The sequence below is a fragment of the Shigella sp. FC1967 genome (assembly GCF_001743005.1).
GTDB lineage: Bacteria > Pseudomonadota > Gammaproteobacteria > Enterobacterales > Enterobacteriaceae > Proteus.
Map to the genome: position 1 here is coordinate 1 of NZ_MIIZ01000621.1, position 21660 is coordinate 21660.

The 21660-nt window shown below is 38.4% G+C and carries 21 protein-coding genes and 1 pseudogene; 8 read left to right on the forward strand and 14 right to left on the reverse strand.

The window, feature by feature from the left end; all coding sequences use genetic code 11:
* Positions 1–295 precede the first annotated feature (295 nt).
* From dcuC to apbC, 6 genes are all read right to left on the reverse strand, one after another.
* Complete coding sequence (dcuC, locus tag BHE89_RS07635; RefSeq protein WP_069367549.1) at positions 296–1657, reverse strand: anaerobic C4-dicarboxylate transporter DcuC; 1362 nt, start codon at positions 1655–1657, stop codon at positions 296–298.
* A gap of 361 nt (positions 1658–2018) precedes the next feature.
* Complete coding sequence (locus tag BHE89_RS25315) at positions 2019–2414, reverse strand: hypothetical protein (protein ID WP_286145976.1); 396 nt, start codon at positions 2412–2414, stop codon at positions 2019–2021.
* Positions 2415–2474: 60 nt separating this feature from the next.
* Positions 2475–3869, reverse strand: a complete 1395-nt coding sequence (gene asmA / locus BHE89_RS07640) for an outer membrane assembly protein AsmA (protein ID WP_286145977.1) — start codon at positions 3867–3869, stop codon at positions 2475–2477.
* A 46-nt stretch (positions 3870–3915) separates the two neighbouring features.
* Positions 3916–4497 (reverse strand): dCTP deaminase, encoded by a 582-nt coding sequence (gene dcd, locus BHE89_RS07645; RefSeq protein WP_006537532.1) that lies wholly within the window; start codon positions 4495–4497, stop codon positions 3916–3918.
* Positions 4498–4564: 67 nt separating this feature from the next.
* Complete coding sequence (gene udk / locus BHE89_RS07650) at positions 4565–5206, reverse strand: uridine kinase (protein WP_023581260.1); 642 nt, start codon at positions 5204–5206, stop codon at positions 4565–4567.
* Between the two features lie 220 nt (positions 5207–5426).
* Complete coding sequence (gene apbC / locus BHE89_RS07655; RefSeq protein WP_036912151.1) at positions 5427–6539, reverse strand: iron-sulfur cluster carrier protein ApbC; 1113 nt, start codon at positions 6537–6539, stop codon at positions 5427–5429.
* 204 nt (positions 6540–6743) lie between these two features.
* Here apbC and metG point away from each other — a divergent pair, with 204 nt between their 5' ends.
* The 6 genes and pseudogenes from metG (at position 6744) to sanA (ending at position 13946) form a co-directional block, all read left to right on the forward strand.
* Positions 6744–8771: a methionine--tRNA ligase gene (gene metG, locus BHE89_RS07660; RefSeq protein ID WP_069367547.1), complete on the forward strand. Its 2028-nt coding sequence runs from the start codon at positions 6744–6746 to the stop codon at positions 8769–8771.
* A 134-nt stretch (positions 8772–8905) separates the two neighbouring features.
* Entirely contained in the window at positions 8906–9379 is a 474-nt protein-coding gene (locus tag BHE89_RS07665) for a CidA/LrgA family protein (RefSeq protein ID WP_036912149.1), read from the forward strand.
* A gap of 2 nt (positions 9380–9381) precedes the next feature.
* Complete coding sequence (locus BHE89_RS07670) at positions 9382–10077, forward strand: CidB/LrgB family autolysis modulator (RefSeq protein ID WP_069367558.1); 696 nt, start codon at positions 9382–9384, stop codon at positions 10075–10077.
* 200 nt (positions 10078–10277) lie between these two features.
* Positions 10278–11162: a cytidine deaminase gene (cdd, locus tag BHE89_RS07675; RefSeq protein ID WP_069367546.1), complete on the forward strand. Its 885-nt coding sequence runs from the start codon at positions 10278–10280 to the stop codon at positions 11160–11162.
* A gap of 213 nt (positions 11163–11375) precedes the next feature.
* Positions 11376–13073, forward strand: coding sequence for an NAD-dependent malic enzyme (locus BHE89_RS07680; RefSeq protein WP_023581254.1), 1698 nt, complete (start codon positions 11376–11378; stop codon positions 13071–13073).
* 140 nt (positions 13074–13213) lie between these two features.
* Positions 13214–13946 (forward strand): annotated as a pseudogene (gene sanA / locus BHE89_RS07685) (outer membrane permeability protein SanA).
* Here sanA and BHE89_RS25320 read toward each other — a convergent pair.
* The 4 genes from BHE89_RS25320 to BHE89_RS07700 all read right to left on the reverse strand — a co-directional run bounded on the left by BHE89_RS25320 (position 13943) and on the right by BHE89_RS07700 (position 17088).
* Complete coding sequence (locus tag BHE89_RS25320; protein ID WP_286145979.1) at positions 13943–14644, reverse strand: DUF418 domain-containing protein; 702 nt, start codon at positions 14642–14644, stop codon at positions 13943–13945. The pseudogene sanA and the gene BHE89_RS25320 sit on opposite strands and share 4 nt — an antisense overlap.
* 200 nt (positions 14645–14844) lie before the next feature.
* The gene (locus tag BHE89_RS25325; RefSeq protein WP_286145980.1) at positions 14845–15096 is read right to left on the reverse strand and encodes a hypothetical protein; all 252 of its coding nucleotides are present in this window, start codon (positions 15094–15096) and stop codon (positions 14845–14847) included.
* A 14-nt stretch (positions 15097–15110) separates the two neighbouring features.
* Positions 15111–15770, reverse strand: coding sequence for a GTP cyclohydrolase I FolE (gene folE / locus BHE89_RS07695; RefSeq protein WP_069367543.1), 660 nt, complete (start codon positions 15768–15770; stop codon positions 15111–15113).
* A gap of 148 nt (positions 15771–15918) precedes the next feature.
* The gene (locus tag BHE89_RS07700) at positions 15919–17088 is read right to left on the reverse strand and encodes a YbfB/YjiJ family MFS transporter (RefSeq protein ID WP_069367542.1); all 1170 of its coding nucleotides are present in this window, start codon (positions 17086–17088) and stop codon (positions 15919–15921) included.
* A gap of 210 nt (positions 17089–17298) precedes the next feature.
* Here BHE89_RS07700 and moeA point away from each other — a divergent pair, with 210 nt between their 5' ends.
* Together moeA and moeB are read left to right on the forward strand one after the other, a co-directional pair.
* Positions 17299–18540: a molybdopterin molybdotransferase MoeA gene (moeA, locus tag BHE89_RS07705; protein WP_069367541.1), complete on the forward strand. Its 1242-nt coding sequence runs from the start codon at positions 17299–17301 to the stop codon at positions 18538–18540.
* A 5-nt stretch (positions 18541–18545) separates the two neighbouring features.
* Positions 18546–19313 carry a molybdopterin-synthase adenylyltransferase MoeB gene (gene moeB / locus BHE89_RS07710; RefSeq protein WP_069367540.1) on the forward strand — a complete coding sequence of 256 codons (768 nt, stop codon included), beginning with the start codon at positions 18546–18548 and terminating at the stop codon, positions 19311–19313.
* Positions 19314–19388: 75 nt separating this feature from the next.
* On the opposite strand, the gene BHE89_RS07715 is transcribed toward moeB, so the two are convergent.
* The 4 genes from BHE89_RS07715 to BHE89_RS07730 form a co-directional block, all read right to left on the reverse strand.
* Complete coding sequence (locus BHE89_RS07715) at positions 19389–19685, reverse strand: NUDIX domain-containing protein (RefSeq protein ID WP_128860383.1); 297 nt, start codon at positions 19683–19685, stop codon at positions 19389–19391.
* A 131-nt stretch (positions 19686–19816) separates the two neighbouring features.
* Positions 19817–20719 carry a DegT/DnrJ/EryC1/StrS family aminotransferase gene (locus BHE89_RS07720; protein ID WP_286145981.1) on the reverse strand — a complete coding sequence of 301 codons (903 nt, stop codon included), beginning with the start codon at positions 20717–20719 and terminating at the stop codon, positions 19817–19819.
* Positions 20706–20957: a DegT/DnrJ/EryC1/StrS family aminotransferase gene (locus BHE89_RS07725; protein ID WP_171742478.1), complete on the reverse strand. Its 252-nt coding sequence runs from the start codon at positions 20955–20957 to the stop codon at positions 20706–20708. Before BHE89_RS07725 ends, BHE89_RS07720 begins: the two co-directional genes overlap by 14 nt.
* A gap of 180 nt (positions 20958–21137) precedes the next feature.
* Positions 21138–21660: Gfo/Idh/MocA family protein (locus tag BHE89_RS07730; protein ID WP_216080992.1), on the reverse strand; the 523-nt coding region annotated here is incomplete at its 5' end.

A 21660-nucleotide genomic window follows, 5' to 3' on the forward strand; every position in this document is an offset into this window, starting at 1 on the left:
ATTAATTAAATAAAAAACAGCCAGATTTGAACATAAGCTGTAATATAAAAAGAATATTTAAAGTGATATTTAATTGCATAATAGATAACTAAAAATATAAATATAATTAATTACTCTAAAAATATGTAAAATAAAAAAACATTAGTATTTTTTATTTATTAATGGATGCTATGAGATTATATCTAGTAGTTTTTTTTTAATTTTTATCCAATTAAAAAACGCTTTGTCTTTATCACAAAATGCCCGTCGATAAAATTTAAAACAATAATGTTAGATTAATTCAATACAATAAAAATTAACCTAAAGTACTTGGTACTAGAATTTCAGTCGCAACAATCACAATCACAAGACCGACCAATACAGGTACAGAAACACGTTTCATTACTTCGAAAGGTGAAATTTTGGCCATTCCTGAGACCGCAACCACAACACCAGAAACCGGAGATAATGTACGACCTAAGTTCGAAGCTTGTAACATAGGAATAGTTAAATAAGCTGGATTCACGCCCATATTACTTGCTAAACGAGGAATTAATTCAACAAATGCATAGAATGGTGCGTTACCAGAGCCTGTGGTCATCGCCGCTAACATGGTGATTAATACCAGAGCAATCATCATCACAATCGCACCCGAACCTAATGACTGAGCACCTTCAATTAGCGCATTGATAAAGCCAACGGTTGTCAAGCCCTGAGCAAATACCCCAGCTGCGACTAATAACATAACAACTTGAGCAAATGCATCTGCCATACCACGGTAGGCGACTTCTAAACCTTCAAAAACTTGTTTGGCGCTAAAACTACGAATAAATTCGATAATAGCCGCTAAAATCATGCAGATGATAATAATGGCAACAATATGAAGTTCTGGTAACCATTTACCATCAAAAACGAGAACACCGATAATGGGTGTAAAAGGTAAAATCGCATAGAAACTTGGGGCGTGCGTTTTGATCTCATTCACGTCTAACATTTCTGTTTCAATATGCTCTTTGCGGTCAAGGTAACGCTGCCAGAAGAAGTGAGCGATACACATACCAATAATTGCAGCAATCGAAATAGGTAATGTAGTTTTAAATGCGAAATCAATCAGCGGCATTTGAGACGCTTCAGCGGCTAAAATCACATCGCCCGATGTTGGCGCTAAAATAATAGAAGCTGGAGACGCACAAATTGCAGCAGCAGCGCCTCGGCTAATTCCCATATTCACCATAACAGGGAACAGTGTTGCCATTAATAACACACCTAAACCTGTTGCTGATGAAACAGCCAGTGACATCAAGCATGCAACAATGTAAGCCGCAACCATCAGAAGATATGGTGAATTAATCATTTTGAGTGGACGTGATGCTAATTTAACAACAACATCATTAGCACCGATGTGTGTCATATAAGAAGCAAAACCACAAAGTATCATGATCATCATACCTAAATCGCCACCACGGCTCATTAGTAGATTTTTCACATACTCAACAATGTCGATTAAGCCATAACCTGTTGCAGTAGCACTTGCTGGTAAAACAGCTCTTCCCATAATAACGCTGATGATCAGTAATAACAGACCACCCGTCATTAAGACACCTGTTGGTGAATAACCTTTTACAATATAACGCCCAACACCAACAGCAACGAAGGCGCCGATAAGAATTTCGATCATTTATTTATCCTGTCTAAAGTAGTCATTTACAAAATGAAGTTTTTTTATTTTTATCATCATTGTTGCGTTTAGTGCGATTGACACACTCTGCCCAAAGGCAACGTTGCAGTGTATGACATATATCAAAAAAAACGACTATTTTTTTACATATACATAGTACGAATGATTACTTTTTATTCAAAAAATAAATTAAATGATAGATATAAAGCAAAAAGCACACGATTATCAAAATAGTGTGCTTTTATTAAGCCTGTGACGAAGTTAAAAATTGTAAAATTAAATTTTCTCTAATAGCTGATTAAGTGCTTTCACTTCTGGGCGATCAGCATCTTGTTTATTTAACCAATTATCGATAGCTTGCTTAGCTTTTTGCTGTAATTGGTCGCGCAATAATTTTTTCAATATTAAGTTCATACTGAATGGCATCCCAATTACCATAGAGCCTTAATGGAATTTCAATTTTAGCCAATTGTCGGATAAATTCATTTTCTTTACCCCAACCTTTTTTAATATTAACAAATAACATCACATCAAGATCATGGCGTTGAAGATCTACTTTGCCCTGCCCTTTAATTTGATAGGCATCTGCTTGAGCATCAAGTGAATTAACTGTTACTTTCCCTTTTGGTGCTAATTTAAATTGAGCAATCACATTATCAGCTTGCGTATAACTTTCGATATCTTCAGGATAAATCACTTTATCCGTCGCTTGAGCGACAGATTGCTGAATAACCTGTGGTATATTTAATCCCTGCATTTTAAATTGGGAAACAGATGTATTTAACTGCCTTGCCAATAATGATAAAAAGCATTTCGGTTATACCCCTTTTCCTTCTAAATTTCCTTTTGCTGAAATTAATCCACTGAAATTTTCAGGTTGATTAAAAACACGCAATAGTGGCTGCAATGGAATATTATTCATTGTGATATCCATGCTGATATGCGCTGGCACAATGCTTGTCGAAATAACCGTAGGAAGGGAAAAATCACCTTGAAGGACTTGGCCTGTTAAAGTTTGAATATTCAGTGAATGAGGATTATTTAGAGCATCCAGTTTAAAATTATTAATCTCTAAATCTTTATAAAGAAGCTTATTCAGTGCTAATTTCAATGTGAATTCAATATTACTCCAATGTGTTAAATCATATTCTTTATTTTCAACAGTGGCTGAAGTAATAACAGGTTTAGCCATAATAGTGGCATTCGGTGCGGGTGCGGCATGTGCTGTATTAAATAATGAGAATGCTGACGGCGTTTTATTCTCTTTAGGCGTCAATAATACAGTTTCAGCCGTTTTAGTCGTGGCTAACTCTGGTAACAACGTATTTAAATTTAATTGTTCACCTTTTAAATCAACTTGATAACGAGTAACATCCGCAAATTCTGCGCTAATATTACCTTGCAATTGGCTATCATTAGCAGTGAGATTTAAGTTATCGAGTGACACTTTTCTCACACCTTCATTTTGGATCGTAAAATCTGAAGTTAAACTTCCTGTAATCCCATTTTCAGGGATCCCGACCCCAGATAAAGCGTAATCTAACTGTTTGATATTACCTGTAACTTGGTAAGGATAGCGGTTCATATCCGCATCAGCGGCAACATTGAGCGTGATCTCACGACGATCACGATTCACTTTCGTGCTCATCTCAAGACTAATTTGTTTTTTCTCGTCTGTTTTTAACGATAAATTAATATCACGTAAATTAAGCTGCTCACCATTTTTCATTTGCCAAATAATTAAGCTGTCTGAAATTTTTACTTTGGCGATATTCAACTGCCACTTATTCGCTCTAGGTTCGATAACGGGGCGAGCAATATCTCGCGGAGCAGAAGGCGGTGAGATTTTAGGGATAGCCTTACTTTCAGGTGTTTGCCGAACTACGGCACCTTTAAGCATAACTTCTTTTACTTCAAGTTGATGAGAAAGTAGCGGTAATAATTCAACATCAAGACGCATATTATCGGCTGTAATTAAAGGCATTTCAGCACCAGGGGCTGTCAATGACATTTTACCACTGATAATGCTTAACTTTGGCCACACATGCCAACGCATATCATCTTGTAATGTGAGTTTATAACCGCTTTGTTTTTCAACCCTTTCAACAAGGTATCCACGGAAATCATTCGGGTTAATGAGTAAAACTAACGCTGTTAAGCCTGCTAAAATGACCACAAGCAAAATAGCCAGTGTTGTCAAAAACCTTTTCATATAATTACCCGCTTAGTGAACATGATAATGATGATTATAAAGATAGTTAATCTTCACTAATCCGGCTACCTACTGCACCTTGTTGATTTTTATATTTTGCATCTTGACGACGATTATAAGGTCTGTCAGCAGAACCAGACATAGGTTCAAAACTTAATGCACCAATAACCATACCCGGTCTTAATGCAAGAGGAAGTTTACCTGAATTAAAAAATTCTAATACGATTTGTCCATGCCAGCCAGGATCAATACGATGAGCAGTAACATGCACCATTAAACCTAAACGGGCTAATGAGGAGCGTCCATCTAACCATCCAACAACATTATCAGGTAACGTGACTGACTCAAGTGTCACAGCTAACGCCAATTCACCGGGATGTAAGAAAAAGGCTTCACCTTCAGGTAAAACAATTTCATCACTCATTACACGTTCTAGAGCTGCATTCACTTCAGCCTTAGGACCACTCAAATCAATATAAGCAGCAGTATGACCTTGGAAAACACGAAATTGATTTCCTAAACAAACATCTGCTGTTGCGCCGTTAATTCGCTCGACGGGCGGGCGGGGTTCAATGACTAACTTGCCTTCATCCAGCCACTGAATAATATCACGGTCGCATAATCGCATTTTATTTCCTTCTTCAAGTTAAACAGGCAGTTTCATCATGCATGAAAGCTGCCCACAAATGAACCTATTATTCGCAGAACTGCCCAATTTTCGCTTTCAGAATATCAATCGCAACGCGGTTTTTACCCCCTCTAGGCACAATAATATCGGCATATTGTTTTGAAGGTTCAATAAACTGGAAGAACATAGGGCGAACAGTTTTATTATATTGTTCAATGACTGAGTCTAAGCTACGTCCACGTTCATTCACATCACGTTTAATTCTGCGCATTAAACAAATATCTAATGGCGTATCAACAAAGATTGAGAAATCCATCTCTTCACGCAGGCGTTTATCTGTTAATAATAAGATGCCTTCAATAATAATAACTTTTTTAGGTTGAAAAGGAATGGATTCTGCTTTGCGAGTGTGAGCAACGTAGTCGTATTGAGGGAGTTCAATGGTTTTTCCTGCTTTTAGTTCACACAAATGTTGATATAAGAGTGCGTGATCCATCGAATTTGGGTGGTCATAATTGACCTTATATCGTTCTTCCATCGTTAAATCACTTTGGTCACGATAATAACAATCTTCTGGTATCACTCCGATATTATGATCACCTACTTGTGCTCTTAATTCACGGTAAAGTGTACTTGCAATAAGACTTTTACCCGAAGCAGAGGCTCCAGCGATACCTACAATTGTGCACTGATGTGCTGTGTCAGCCATAATCAAAAACCTGGTTTGAAATAAAAAGAGGGATAACGTAATAATATGTAAATATTACGCTAGCGCAGATTATAGTTTTGAAATCCTTCTGGTTCCAGCGTAAAACCAGAAATCTATTGGTTTTTTATCAAAAACAGTCGGAAATCGCATGTAAAAAATGGAAAGCTAAATCGCTTTCCATTTAAATCAGCAAATAATTCAACCTATTATTCTGCTGTCATTACACTGCGCGGAAAGAAATTTCCGTTGGAATTGCATCACCATCCCAATACATTTGAGCAGACACTGTTGACGCGATTTCACGATAAATATCAGCAAACTCGCCTTCTGGATCACGCATTACTGTTGGTTGCCCGCGGTCTAAATCTTCACGTAAAGAGATATGAAGAGGAACTTGGCCTAATAATTGACAATGATACTTCTCTGCCAATTTAGCTGCACCACCAGTACCGAAGATAGGTTCAAGGTGACCACAGTTACTACAAATATGTGCGCTCATGTTTTCAATAATACCTAATACAGGCACATTGACTTTCTTAAACATGACGATCCCTTTCATCGCATCCACCAGCGCGATATCTTGTGGTGTTGTGACCACAACCGCAGCCGTCACAGGGATATTTTGAGATAAGGTTAATTGGATATCACCGGTTCCCGGTGGCATATCGATGACCAGATAATCCAAATCAGGCCACAGCGTATCTTGGAGCATTTGCATTAATGCTTTGCTCGCCATAGGACCACGCCATACCATGGCATTATCATCTGTGACTAAATAACCGATAGAGTTAGACGCTAAACCATAAGCCATAATCGGCGCCATATGTTGCCCATCAGGAGACGTTGGACGTTCCATTGTGGTACCCAACATATTAGGAATAGACGGTCCATAAATATCAGCATCAAGAATACCGACTTTAGCACCTTCTTGTGCAAGGGCTAATGCAAGATTAACGGCTGTACTTGATTTACCAACGCCACCTTTGCCAGAACTCACAGCAAGAATATTACGTACACCATTAACGCCAGGCAGATCATTTGCGCGACGTAAGGTTGAAATATTGTGCTTGAGTTTCCATTCAATGGCTTTTGCGCCTGTGATATTACGAAGTTCAGCTGTTTTTTCTTCGATTAGGACTTGGAAAGGCTTTTTCCAAACAAACGGCATCACTAACTCGATATGAAGAACATCGTCAATCATCGCGCATTGATGTAATGCTTTTAGAGAAAGCAGGTTACGTTTCAATGTTGGGTGTTCAAAAGTAGACAAGACACCTGAAACTTTTTCGTTCAGAATCTCAGGGGTGGTCTGCTCGGGGGATTTATCACTCATCCCGGCTCCTCTCGTTTTCATTATTTATTAAATATATGAGTACATCTATCATATCAGATAGTAGATGACTACGATAATGCCTTACCTCAATTTGCCAACTGAAATTTCTCTTGCAAAAACTCAATTATTGCCCTAGCGACATCATGACGGATCGGTTAACATCAAAGTCCCTTTTATTAATTTTATGGAAGTAAGATCCTTACTATGTCTCACGTCGCGAATAAATTATTGGTAACCTGCGCGTTACCTTATGCTAACGGTTCAATTCATCTCGGTCATATCCTTGAGCACATTCAGGCAGATATCTGGGTCCGTTATCAACGAATGCGCGGCAAAGAAGTTCATTTTATCTGCGCTGATGATGCTCACGGCACACCAATTATGCTGAAAGCTCAACAACTGGGTATTACACCAGAAGCCATGATTGAAGAAATGAGCAAAGAGCATCAGCAGGATTTTGCAGGTTTTAATATTAGTTACGACAATTATCACTCTACACACAGTGAAGAAAGTCGCCAATTATCAACTAAAATTTATCTTGCATTGAAAAAAAATGGTCACATCAAAAGCAAAACGATTTCTCAGCTTTATGATGAAGAAAAAGGCATGTTTTTGCCTGACCGTTTTGTAAAAGGCACTTGTCCTAAATGTAAAGCACAAGACCAATATGGTGATAACTGTGAGGTTTGTGGCTCAACGTACAGCCCAACAGAATTAATTGATCCCCGCTCAGTGATATCAGGTTCAACGCCTGTTATGCGTGAAACTGAACACTATTTCTTCGACTTACCTGCATTTAGCAACATGTTACAAGCGTGGATCCGCTCAGGTGCTCTGCAAGAGCAAGTGGCGAATAAAATGCAAGAGTGGTTCGATAGCGGTTTACAACAGTGGGATATCACTCGTGACGCACCTTATTTTGGATTTGAAATCCCTGATGCTCCGGGTAAATATTTCTATGTATGGCTAGATGCACCCATCGGCTACATGAGCTCTTTCTTAAACTTATGTGAAAAACGTGGTGATTTAAGTTTTGATGAGTTCTGGAATAAAGACAGTAAAACTGAGCTTTATCACTTTATTGGTAAAGATATCGTCTATTTCCACAGCTTATTTTGGCCTGCAATGTTAGAAGGTAGCGAATATCGCAAACCAACAAATCTGTTTGTTCACGGTTATGTCACTGTAAATGGCGCAAAAATGTCAAAATCTCGTGGCACCTTTATTACTGCGCGCGCTTATCTTGATCATTTTGATGCTGATTGTCTACGTTATTATTATGCAGCAAAACTTTCATCACGCATTGACGATATTGACTTAAACTTAGAAGACTTCGTCCAACGTGTTAACAGTGACATTGTAAATAAAGTCGTTAACCTTGCCTCACGTACAGCGGGTTTTATTAGCAAGCGTTTCAATGGAAAACTAGCAGATACTTTAGATGATGCTAAGCTTTATCAACACTTTGTTGATATGAAAGAAACTATCGCACAATCATTTGAAAATCGTGAATTTGGTAAAGCTATTCGTGAAATTATGGCATTAGCTGATGAAGCTAACCGCTATATTGACGAAAAAGCGCCGTGGGTAGTGGCAAAACAAGAAGGACAAGACGCTCAGTTACAAGCCATTTGCACCATGGGAATTAATCTATTCCGCGTGCTGATGACCTATCTGAAACCTGTATTACCTTCACTGACAGCGCGTTCAGAAACCTTTTTACAAACCCAACTAACATGGGATGCTCTTGAACAACCGCTATTAGGTCATGAGATCACTAAATTCAAAGCGTTGTTTAATCGCATTGAAATGGATAAAGCCAACGCGATGGTTGAAGCATCAAAAAGCACCATTGCACCGGTAAAAGAAATCACGGGTCCATTAGCAGATTCACCGATTCAAGAAACCATTAAGTTTGACGATTTTGCTAAAATTGATATGCGTATCGCTGAAATTAAACAAGCTGATTTTGTTGAAGGCTCAGACAAACTGCTGAAATTAATTTTGGATTTAGGTGGCGAAACTCGCCAAGTATTCTCAGGTATTCGTAGTGCATACCCAGATCCTAAAGTGTTAGAAGGTCGCTTAACGGTGATGGTGGCAAACTTAGCACCCCGTAAAATGCGTTTTGGTATTTCAGAAGGCATGGTAATGGCCGCTGGCCCTGGTGATAAAGATATCTTCTTACTCAGCCCAGATTCTGGTGCAAAACCGGGTCAACAAGTGAAATAACAACCAAGATTCATTTACCAAGCAAATGAATGGCGGGGTTCTATTAGAGCCCCGCTCTTTTTTTATTGTGATCCATAGCACACTTTCAAAATCGGTGTATGATAATTCTGTTAGTTGATTTGGGACACTTAATTATGAAATCTAAACGGGCACGATTGCAGATTACACTTTGGCATTATCTACGATCTTTTTTAGTACTTTATCTTTGTCTCTTTGCGGGTAATCTTATTTCAGCCCTTCTACCCTTCGCGGTTCCAGGCAGTATTGTTGGCTTACTGATCCTTTTTGGTCTACTTGCTTTCCAGCTTATCCCTTTACGTTGGGTTAAACCCGGCGCCAATATCCTCTTAAAAAATATGTCATTACTCTTTATCCCTATCGGTGTTGGTGTAATGAACTATTATGATTTATTAAGTCAGCAACTTTTTCCTATCGTTTTAGCCTGCGTCGTGAGTACCTTTGGTGTTATGGCACTCGTTGCATATTGCTCACACTACGTTCATCGTGAGCGCATTATCGTAGGTTCAAAACCAGACCAAGTTGAAGATATTGTTGAAACAAAAGAGAAAGACGACGATAAAGCGTTAAGTGAGAAGAAAAAATGTTAGCCATATTGATGAATATTTGGTGGTCACTACCTTTAAGTATTTTTATTTTTTACTTAGCCCGAAAGCTTGCAACCCGATTTAAATTGCCTATTTTAAATCCGCTTTTAATTGCTATTGTGGTGATTATTCCTATTTTATTAATAACTAAAATACCTTATGAGAATTATTTTGCAGGTAGTCGTATTTTAAATGACTTACTACAACCTGCTGTTGTTGCTTTAGCTATACCGCTTTATCAGCAATTACACCAAATTCGCGCACAGTGGAAATCATTAATTAGTATTTGCTTTATAGGTAGTATTGCGGCGATGGTCAGTGGAACAGCTATTGCATTCTGGGCTGGTGCAACACCTGAAATTGCCGCATCAATCTTACCCAAATCAGTGACAACACCGATTGCAATGGCCGTCGCAGATTCTATTGGTGGTATTCCTGCCATCAGTGCAGCATGTGTTATTGCCGTGGGTATTTTAGGGGCTATTTTTGGTCATTCGTTATTTAAGATATTACGAATTCCTACTCATGCTTCTCGTGGTTTAGCTATGGGTACGGTTTCTCACGCAGTAGGAACCGCAAGAGCGGCAGAAGTCGATTATATTGAAGGTGCGTATAGTTCATTGGCATTAATGACATGCGGGATTATTACTTCCCTTACCGCACCATTTATCTTTCCTATTATTTTGCACCTTTATAGTTAATCTATTTCTTACTCTCTCATTCTTAAATCCCCGATTTTATTAAATTTATTTCGGGGATTTTACTATAAATTTGAGATACATCTCCCAATTAATGAATTTGTTGCAATTGTTTCATTGAAAATATGATTTTCATCACATATAAGAATGAGTAAAAATGCCTAGAATCTTATAATACAGAAAGATTAATGGGAGACTCATGTATGCATACGCGTTTTCAGGCAGTTTGGTCAGATTTATCCCCTCAGTTACAACAAGCACTTGTTCCTTATCTTGAGCAGGATGAATTTCCAGCAATGTTCACGGCAGAACAAGTCAATGCCATAAAAACACAGTTACAATGTAATGATGATGCCTTAGCCCTCGCACTTTTACCCGTCGCGGCTGCTTGTGCAGTGACACCGATATCTCATTTTAATGTTGGTGCTATTGCTCGTGGTGAAAGTGGTAATCTCTACTTTGGTGCCAACATGGAATTTTCAGGTGCCCCACTACAACAAACTGTTCACGCTGAACAAAGCGCTGTAACTCATGCGTGGTTACAAGGTGAATCTCGCTTGATCTCCGTTACCGTTAACTATACACCTTGTGGTCATTGTCGCCAGTTTATGAACGAATTGAACAGCGGCACCCACATTCAAATTCAGTTACCGGGTAGAAAAATGGCAACATTGGGTGATTATTTACCTGATAGCTTTGGTCCGAAAGATCTCAACATCACATCACTATTGATGGATAATGTTAATCACGGTTATAAAATTGATAACCCAAGTGAATTAGCACAACAGGCACTACAAGCAACTAACCGTAGCCATGCTCCTTATAGTGGTTCGCACAGTGGTATTGCTGTTCAAATGAAAAATGGCAAAATTTTCCAAGGTAGTTACGCTGAAAATGCCGCATTTAATCCAAGTTTACCGCCATTACAAGCAGCATTAATTTTATTAAATATGGCAGGTGAGAGTGTGATGGATATTGAATCTGCTGTTTTAATGGAAAAAGCAGAGGCGGTTTTAACACAGTGGGATGCAACACAAGCAACATTAACAGCTTTAGGTTGTCGCCAAATGCAACGCATCACTTTGTAAAAAGTTTTAACTTATTCCTCTAAAAATCGCTCCTAAAAAAGCATCAGCATGTAAATTTTGCTGATGCTTACCAGAAAAAGTTGTAACAACTGTATCTATCTCTCATTTCTAAGCATAAAAATCATAAAAAAATAACATAAGCTGTACATATTTTTATTATTTTGTAGGATCTACAATTGTCATGTGACTAACTGCCTTACAAGAGTATTTTTCATGGAACTGGAACACGAAAGTAAACGCCCTCTCTACATCCCGTATGCAGGTCCAATCCTGCTTGAATTTCCCCTGTTAAATAAAGGTAGTGCTTTCAGCGAAGAAGAACGCAGCACCTTTAACTTACATGGTTTACTGCCTGAAGCTGTTGAAACCATCGAAGAGCAGGTTGAACGCGCTTATCGCCAATATCTTGATTTCAAAAACGATAACGATAAACATATTTACCTACGAAATATCCAAGATACCAATGAAACCCTGTTTTACCGTCTATTGGAATCTCACCTCACTGAAATGATGCCTATCATTTACACACCAACAGTGGGTGAAGCGTGTGAACACTTCTCTGATATTTATCGCCGTGCTCGCGGTTTATTTATCTCTTACCCTAACCGTGCCAATATCGACGATATGCTACAAAACGCCACTAAACAGAACGTAAAAGTCATTGTTGTAACTGATGGCGAACGTATTCTTGGTTTAGGTGACCAGGGCATCGGAGGTATGGGGATCCCTATCGGAAAACTCTCTTTATATACCGCATGTGGTGGTATTAGCCCAGCGTACACATTGCCGGTTGTACTTGATGTTGGTACTAACAACCCACAACGTTTAAACGATCCACTGTATATGGGATGGCGTCATCCTCGTATTACAGGTGATGAGTATAACGAGTTTGTTGATGAGTTTATCCAAGCTGTTAAGCGTCGCTGGCCAAATGTTTTACTCCAATTTGAAGATTTCGCACAAAAAAATGCGATGCCTTTATTAAACCGTTATCGTGACGAATTATGTTGTTTTAATGATGATATTCAAGGTACAGCGTCGGTCACTTTAGGTAGCCTAATTGCAGCAAGTCGTGCTGCTGGTCGCCAATTAAAAGACCAAACTGTCACGTTCTTAGGCGCAGGTTCTGCGGGTTGTGGTATTGCTGAGCAAATCATTGCCCAAATGAAATCTGAAGGTTTAAGTGATGAACAAGCGCGTGAACGTATCTTTATGGTTGACCGTTTCGGCTTATTGACAGACAAACTGCCAAATTTACTTGATTTCCAAAGTAAACTTATTCAAAAAAGCGAAACTATTGCTGATTGGGAAACCGGAAGCGATGCGATTTCACTGTTAGAAGTGGTTAAGAATGCAAAACCAACGATTTTGATTGGTGTTTCAGGACAAGCGGGTTTATTCACTGAAGAAATTATTCGTGAAATGCACAAACACTGTGAACGTCCTATCGTAATGCCATTATCTAACCCAACATCCCGTGTAGAAGCACGTCCTGAGGACATTATCAACTGGACGGATGGCCAAGCTTTAGTCGCAACAGGGAGCCCATTCGCGCCAGTTAAATATAAAGATAAAGAGTATCCAATTGCACAATGCAACAACTCTTATATCTTCCCTGGTATTGGATTAGGTGTCATTGCCTGTGGTGCAAAACGTGTTACTGATGCCATGTTAATGGTAGCAAGTCGCGCATTAGCCGATTGCTCACCAATGGCAAAAGAAGGTGATGGTTCTCTGCTACCTTTACTGGCTGATATTCAACAAGTTTCTCGTTATATCGCAAAACAAGTTGCAAAAGAAGCACAAGTACAAGGTGTCGCAACGGTGACTTCTGATTCAGCATTAGAAGAAGCTATTGAACGTAACTATTGGTCACCAGAGTACCGTATTTATAAAAGAACCTCGTTCTAAGTCTTTTAAACACTAAGTACCATTCTGAAAAGCGCGTCATTACTTAATATGAGGCGCTTTTTTCTTGCTTCCCTATCTCGGCTCAAGTAGCCTTAAGTATTATGAAAGTCATTTATTATTTGCGTCATTAAGGCAAGGGCATGCTAAAACGCCTCATTTATCTCTTTCTTACACTTTTTTATTCTACTTGCAATCACCTTGATTGCTTGCGATCGATGGATCGGCTGGAAAACTCATCCTTATATCTTTGAAGATGTGGATACATTACCTGCTAAAAAAGTGGGTATGGTGTTGGGTACATCAAAGTACTATACCAGTGGCTATATAAATCAGTTTTATCAATACCGCATCCAAGGTGCTGTTAATGCTTATAATAGTGGCAAAATTCAGTATTTATTACTCAGTGGTGATAATGCAAAGCATAGCTATAATGAGCCAAATACGATGCGTAAAGATCTCATTAAAGCAGGTATTCCTGCCTCTCGTATTGTGATGGATTTTGCAGGCTTCAGAACACTTGATTCCGTAGTTCGAACAAAAGAGGTATTTGGTACAGATGGATTTACCATTATTACCCAGCGTTTTCACTGTGAACGTGCGGTTTTTATCGCATTAGAAAAAGGTATTGATGCACAATGTTTTGCGGTTGCATCACCTAAAAGCATGTTTAAGGTACGTGTACGCGAAGTCTTCGCAAGAGTTGGTGCAATGATTGATGTGTATATTCTAAAACGCGAACCTCGATTCTTAGGCCCCCCCGAAACTATTCCCGCAATACAATCTATACCTGAAGGTATTAAAGGTTACCCTGCGGTTTCACCCGAGGAAGTCGAATCGCTTCCTCTGAATGAAAATAATCATGAAAAAACCTAAAAAAATTGCGCTAATTTCGAGGCTGATTTACGCCAGATCCACTCTATTGGTCCTTGTGGAAAATAACGTAACCAGATCACAGCAAAAGCAATATTGATTGCCCAAATGATGGCAACAAAAGGCATCAGTTCTGGTAAAGTAAATTGATTAAATAGCCCCATGCGCTGAAATAAATAAATACCGATAAGACTTTGCATTAAATAGGTCGTTAACGCCATTTTGCCAACACAACGTAAAGCATAAGCAAAATAAGAGTGTTGAATAATATTCCAACTCCAATAAAACAGCGCAATATACCCCAAACTTTGCATCACTTGGATCAGCATAGTTAAAGGTTGAGCCCAAATAGCCGCCCATCGGTAATCCCAATCAAGGTAATAATCCACCAGCACAATGATTGCTTGAAAGCTTAAACTAATTGTGAGGAAATAAAGTGCCACATAGCCATAATGGGCACGACTAAATTTCTGTTGCAACCAACCTGATGCCATTAATGCAGAGCCCATCAGCATCGCACCAAACAAAAACCAACTGTATTGACGTACTAAATTAAATACAAAAAGACTTAGCTCATTCAAACGATAGTAAACACTGTTTAAATAAGGGCCTGTTTTCCAATCTGATTCAGCCAATTGAGAGTATGGGGTGCTATACCAAACGGTATCAATAAAATCCCGATAATAGTAAAAACAACGCACCTAAAATAAGTGCACCACAAAAATAGAGTATTGCTCCCAATATAAATTGACGCTTTGTCGCTATTGATTTGATAAACGCAAAAACAAATAAACCACATATACTATATGGAAATAAAATATCCCCTTCCCAAATAAATAATGTGTGAATAACACCAATCAATGCCAGCACAACGAGTCGCGATAAATTAAAACGAGTTCCTTTATATAAAAGGAGATAAAGCGTACCACCAAATAGTAGCGCAAAAAATAAAGAGGAATTTCCCTTGAGCAAACAGATTTAATGCCATCCATGTTATACGCTCACCAAAAGAGGCTTCTCCCGAATGTAAGGGGTTAAATGAAGCCACTCTTAATAATGCAAAACCTGAAATATTGAGTAATAGAATGCCAAGGATCGCCATTCCTCTCAACGCATCAAGTGCTTCGATACGTTGATGAGACGATTCATTCATGTTTATTTAAAATCTCAAAGATGACGAACAGCGCGCAAAAACTCCTGACGCGTATTTTGACTCGATTTAAATAACCCACCTAACGATGTTGTTGTGGTAGCACTCGTTGCATCACGAATGCCACGCGCTTTAACACAATAGTGAACGGCATCAATAGAAACAGCCACATTTTTTGTACCTAGTAACGTTTGTAATGCAATCAGAATTTGCTGTGTTAAGCGTTCTTGTACTTGGGGGCGTTGAGCAAAGAATTGCACAATACGATTGATTTTAGATAACCCAATTACTTTATCTTTCGGGATATAAGCCACAGTCGCTTTACCATCAATAGTGACAAAGTGATGTTCGCAAGTACTTGTTAATGTGATATCTCGCACTGTCACCATTTCATCAACTTGCATTTTATTTTCAATTAGCGTGATTTTTGGGAAGTTGTGGTAATCCAACCCTGAGAAAATTTCATCAACATACATTTTAGCGATACGGCGAGGTGTTTCAGCTAAACTATCGTCGCTTAAATCCAGATTTAACAGCTTCATCACTTCTGTCATATGATGTTCAATTTGCTGTTTGCTCTCACTTGGAGAGAGCTTAGGTTCACGAAGAGGCGTTTCCAAACCGCGTTCAACTAACGCAGCATGCACCCATTGCGCCTCTTTACTTAATGATGACATTGGACTCTCCGATAAACACATTAATTAAGTAACTGTTATCGCACTTAGCAACAACAGCTTACACTTTAGATGACCTCAATCACATTATCCAGCAATACCGCATTTTTCGTTATGAGATTATTGCATTTTTGTATGCGCTATTTTTAGTTTACTGATCCGTTTTTTCTTTTAAGCACACTAAAAATCCGCCTATAATCAACACAATAAATGCCACATAAAGTGCGGGTTCTAATTTTCCCGTCAATGCTGTTGAAAGTGAAGAAATAACAGGACCAACTAATTGTCCGATAGCATAAAAAGTGGTGAGTAAACCCGCCATATAGCGCCCATGATCAGGGGCTAATTCTTTGCCTCGTAAAAAAGCAAGTTGTACAGCGCACATAAGACCGCCACCAATTAAGAAAGCACCAATCGCAAGCCCTGTTATTGTAGGGATCCACTCTGCAATCAAAATACCTAATGCTTGTAACCAAAGCGTAATGGCTAAGCGTAACTGCGTGTTTAATACATTACGTGTTAAAATAGCAATCCCAATACATAATGCCGCAGAAGCACCAAAGACAGGCCAAACAAATTGCGCAATTAAGCTCCCCGGAAACCGCTCTGCCGCCATTTGAGAAAGAAATGTAGCGGGTAAAATATAGCCAAATCCGGCAAAAGTATAACCCCAAATCAGCTTTTTCATCGCAGGCGTAAGCGTTAAAGGAGCAACGTTGACTTCTTCCCTATTCATTGTCCAAGGCTTTGGAAGATGATAACTTACATATATGGCACAAATAAAAGCAAGAGAACCATAAATTAACCACCCTGCTGTCGCACTCATTTGCCATTTCATAATGAATACAGCAAGAATACCGCTAATCAAGATACCGACGCCTGTTCCTGCATAAACGGCCACACTTAATGCAGGTCGATTAAGGCGAGCAAGTAACTCATTTGCCCATGAAGCCACCAGTACTAATGTCCAACCACTTGCCCAACCAATAAAAAAACGTGCAATGCTATGTGTAAATGCATCATTTAAAAAAGCAGACAACAGCGTGATTATCACCGCCCCCCAAAGTCCCGCCCACAAACGATATCCCACACCTTTAACAGCTTTCATCGCATCATAAGAGCCAGCAAGATAACCAAGGTAATTAAATGCAGCCACAATTCCCGCCGTTGTCAGCGTTAATTGATGTTCTGCAATCATCAACGGCACTTGTGGGGTAAATGTAAAGCGCCCTATTCCCATTGCAACCACTAAAGCAAGAAACCCACTAAAAGCGATATGAAAAGCTTGTGCTGAATGACTTGGGTGATTTGAAGTATTCATGGATATCCATTATTTTGTTTTATCATTTTCAATATGCTGCTTATTAATAACAGAACAAGCAACACATTAACCTCAATCAGTTAACATTTTTGCAATAAGAAGTTTCATTTCTTTCTATTCACAAGATGATCTCTGACATGATGATGTTCATCGTGATAGATTAGTATCATGAAATAAAACAGAACATTTCGATAGATCTTGGAGTATATGATGAGTCAATGTCACGTTAGCGGTTTATTATCTCTTGATGAAGCGCTAGAAAAACTACTTGAAAAACCGCTGGCAATTACGAATACCCTTAACATTCCATTAAATAACGCTGCAGATTATATTCTAAGTGAAGATATTACATCGCCACTGAATGTTCCGCCTTTTGATAATTCGGCAATGGATGGTTACGGGCTACGTTACGCTGACTTAGACGCTCAAACTCCACTGCCTATTGCCGGTAAATCGTTCGCGGGTATTCCTTTTGAGGGAGAACTCCCCGCGGGACAATGTGTACGCATTATGACAGGAGCTATGGTTCCTGCAGGTGTTGATACCGTGATTATGCAAGAAGACGCTGAAGTAACTGAACATGGGGTTCGTTTTTTACAGCCAGCAAAGAAAGGCCAGAATATTCGCCGTATTGGTGAAGATATTAAAGAAAACGACATTGTATTGCCCGCAGGTACTAAACTTTCAACAGCGCAATTACCGTTAATTGCGTCTTTAGGCGTCGCAACAGTACAAGTCTATCGCCGTTTAAAAGTGGCTGTTTTCTCAACAGGTGATGAATTACAAACCATCGGACAACCATTAAAAGCCGGTCAGATTTATGATACCAACCGCTTTGCGGTACGTTTAATGCTTGAAAAACTAGGATGTGACGTTTTAGATTTAGGTGTTGTTCCTGATTCACCAGAAAAACTACGTGAAACCTTTAAAAAGGCTGATCAAGAAGCAGACTTAGTGATCAGTAGTGGTGGGGTTTCTGTGGGTGAAGCCGATTACACTAAACAAATTCTTGATGAAATGGGTGAGATTGGTTTTTGGAAGCTTGCCATTAAACCGGGAAAACCGTTTGCCTTTGGTCGATTACATCATGCATGGTTCTGCGGTTTACCGGGCAATCCTGTCTCAGCAACCGTGACATTCTATCAATTAGTTCAGCCTTTAATTGCACGTCTATCAGGCTTTAGCCATTGGAAAGCACCGCAACGTTTCCAAGCCATTGCACAATCATCATTGAAAAAATCAGTAGGTCGTCTTGATTTTCAACGTGGTATCGCCAGTATTAATGCAGAAGGTGTATGGCAAGTAGACACCTCAGGTCACCAAGGTTCACACGTTTACAGCTCCTTTAGTGTCGCTAACTGTTTTATCGTCTTAGAACGTGAACGTGGTAAAGTGTCTGCGGGTGAAACGGTCACAATCGAGCTATTTAATTCTCTGTTAAAAAGTGAATAGTTTTTATGAGTATTGAATTAACGGATGAAGAAACGCTACGCTACAATCGCCAGATTGTATTAAGAGGTTTTGATTTTGATGGTCAAGAGGCGCTGAAAAGTGCCTCTGTACTCATTGTTGGTGCGGGTGGCTTAGGATGTAGCGCTTCGCAATATCTGACAGCCGCAGGGGTAGGAAAACTCACATTATTAGATTTTGATACGGTTTCCCTTTCTAATCTTCAGCGCCAAATCCTTCATCGCGACACCACGATCGGTCAACCAAAAGTCCTCTCTGCAAAAGCAACATTAGAAGCAATTAATCCTCATGTTACGATAGAAACCGTTGATGCATTACTTGAAGATCAGGCTTTAGATAAACTGATTAGTCAACATAATATCGTCATGGACTGTACGGATAATGTGACAGTACGTGAGCAACTTAATCGCCTCTGCTTTCATCAGAAAAAACCGCTTGTATCGGGTGCAGCTATTCGAATGGAAGGCCAAATCAGCGTATTCACTTACCAAGATGACGAACCGTGCTATCGTTGCCTAAGCCATCTTTTTGGCGATAACGCTTTAAGTTGTGTTGAAGCAGGGATAATGGCACCTGTTGTGGGTACTATTGGTACATTACAAGCGGTTGAAGCCATTAAATTACTGACTGGCTACGGTGAAAATTTACAGGGTAAAGTATTGATGTTTGATGCAATGCGAATGCAATTTCGTGAGTTCAAATTACCTAAAAATCCACATTGTGAAGTGTGCTCAGCTAATTTACCCGACAACTAACCATTTTCTATCCTCTAGATAAGGTAAGTTTTACCTCTTTAAACTTACCTTACCGCCTTTTAAAAATAGCGGTATTCACCCTAATGTAATTATCTTAAGCATAAACTCATCTAAATTACTCAAGAAAGTATCTAATCTTGAAAAGATAAATTCAGAGTGTTCATCACTTAGTTTCACATTCCCAGAACAACGTACATTAAAGTTTAGTTGTAGGCATTTAGCTTCACCGGCAAGATAATCAACGGCACTGACAAATTTCTCAACATCTAAAATATCTAGATTTGTTTCTTCTTTTATTTCTCGTTTAAGTGCTTGAAGCATGGATTCTCCCTCTTCAATACCACCTGAAGGTATTTCCCAAACATTAGGCATAAACTCATGCTGAGAACGTTTTTAGAAAAAGTACTTTATCGTTTATGTCATCAACTTTAATGATACCACCAACTACGATACGATCATATTTATCCAAGAATTTAATATGTTATAAGGAACTAAAGGCTCAATCATTTTTTATATAACTCCGCAACAGTTCTAATAATGGATAAATAGTTATCAATAAAATTGTAGCGTTCTTCACCATACCAAACATCTAATTTGAACATACTATTATGAAATTTAATGGCATTCTCGAAATGACATTTTTGAATGCGTACTTTTTTACAATAACTTTGAGATATCTTCTGTGGAGAGTGAAATAAAAAATAATTATTAAGTGGGCAAGTTGTTCCCGGAATATCAGCCTCTACAGCACCAAATTCATTTAATTTTTTAACAAAATCATGGAGTTCAATTGTAAATTGAGTTTTATCAAATATGATAGGTAATGCGTACCAAGCAGGATTAGCTTTGTCAGGAATACGGACTATTTTTAAGCCATTGATAGACTCAATACCTTTTTTCATTAACATTGCCGTTTCTCGCTTTTCTTCCATTATTTGTTCAAAGTGAGCCATTTGAGGCATAACAATGGCCGCTCCTAATGGGTGCATTCGTAAATTCAACCCAGTACCAGTAATAGCAAAATCTTTTAAATCCTCATTATGAACTTCTTTTTTTGCACGTTTATTAAAATGCCCAATTAGGATAGCTCTCTCATATATTCTGCGATGTTTAGTTGCGAAAAAACCACCTTCACCAGAAGTCAGGATCTTCTTACCTTGAAAACTCCATGCCGAACCATCAGAAAAGCTACCAATTATCTTGTCGTCCCACATTGCACCATGTGCATGTGAACTATCTTCCAGAAGAAGCAAACTATTGCGTTTGCAAATATCTATAAGCTCATCCATATCACATGGAATACCCCACATATGGGTTATCACTACAGCTTTTGTCTTACTAGTAATTAAAACTTCTACAGCCTTAGGATCAACATTGCCATTATCTCCACAATCAGCAAATTTCAATTCTGCTCCCAGTTGATGAAGGGGCGCACAAGTTGCAAAAAAAAGTATAACTAGGAACAATAACTTCATCACCATGAGTAATTCCAGCACCGTAGAACATAGAAAATAGAGCTGTTGTTCCAGAATTTACTGCAACAGCATTTTCTACATTAAATTTTCTTTTGAACTCATTTTCAACCCGTTCATAAATACCACCATTATCATAAATGGAGATATCCTCAATAAGTTGGTTTTGCACACTCTCTTTTATTTCATCAGAAAATTTGGGGATGTAAGAATTTAGAGTAATTTGAATTCATAGTTAGATATCTCATTTATATAGTTCTATTAAAATTACTTTTTTTTTACTGCTTGTTCTAAAACATGCATTATAGATATTGAATTATTTAAATTTTTTTCAAAACCTGCCTCACCACCATCAAAAAGAAAAACTTTGATACATCCTGATAAAAGGTGATATTGGTTCTGATTTATAAAAATTAATTACCTTTTGTTTTTTATTTTTAATAGTGACACCTTCTTTATTGGCATGAAATATTCTATTTCTCCCATAGGCAATAATATCTTCAGTTTTTTCCATTCCTACACATGAAATATTGGCAAAAATAGTTACCCCAGCACATTCAAACTCAGCAAAAGCAATATCATCAACGTTATATTCTCCTTCTGATGAGTTTATTAATTTTGCATAATTAATAGTAATCTTCTCACCATTCAATAAATAATTTATAATATCAACAACATGATATCCCATATCTAACCAAACGCCACCGCCAGAGGTTAAAAATTCGCTTCTCCAATTTGAATTAGGATTTTTACTTGAAATGATATAATTAATCATTATTTGAGAAAATTTTATCGCCTGACTTATCCATTTCTTTTTTAAGTAATTCATAAGATGGTGTATATCTCTTTTGACAAACTGTAAATATTTTAAAATT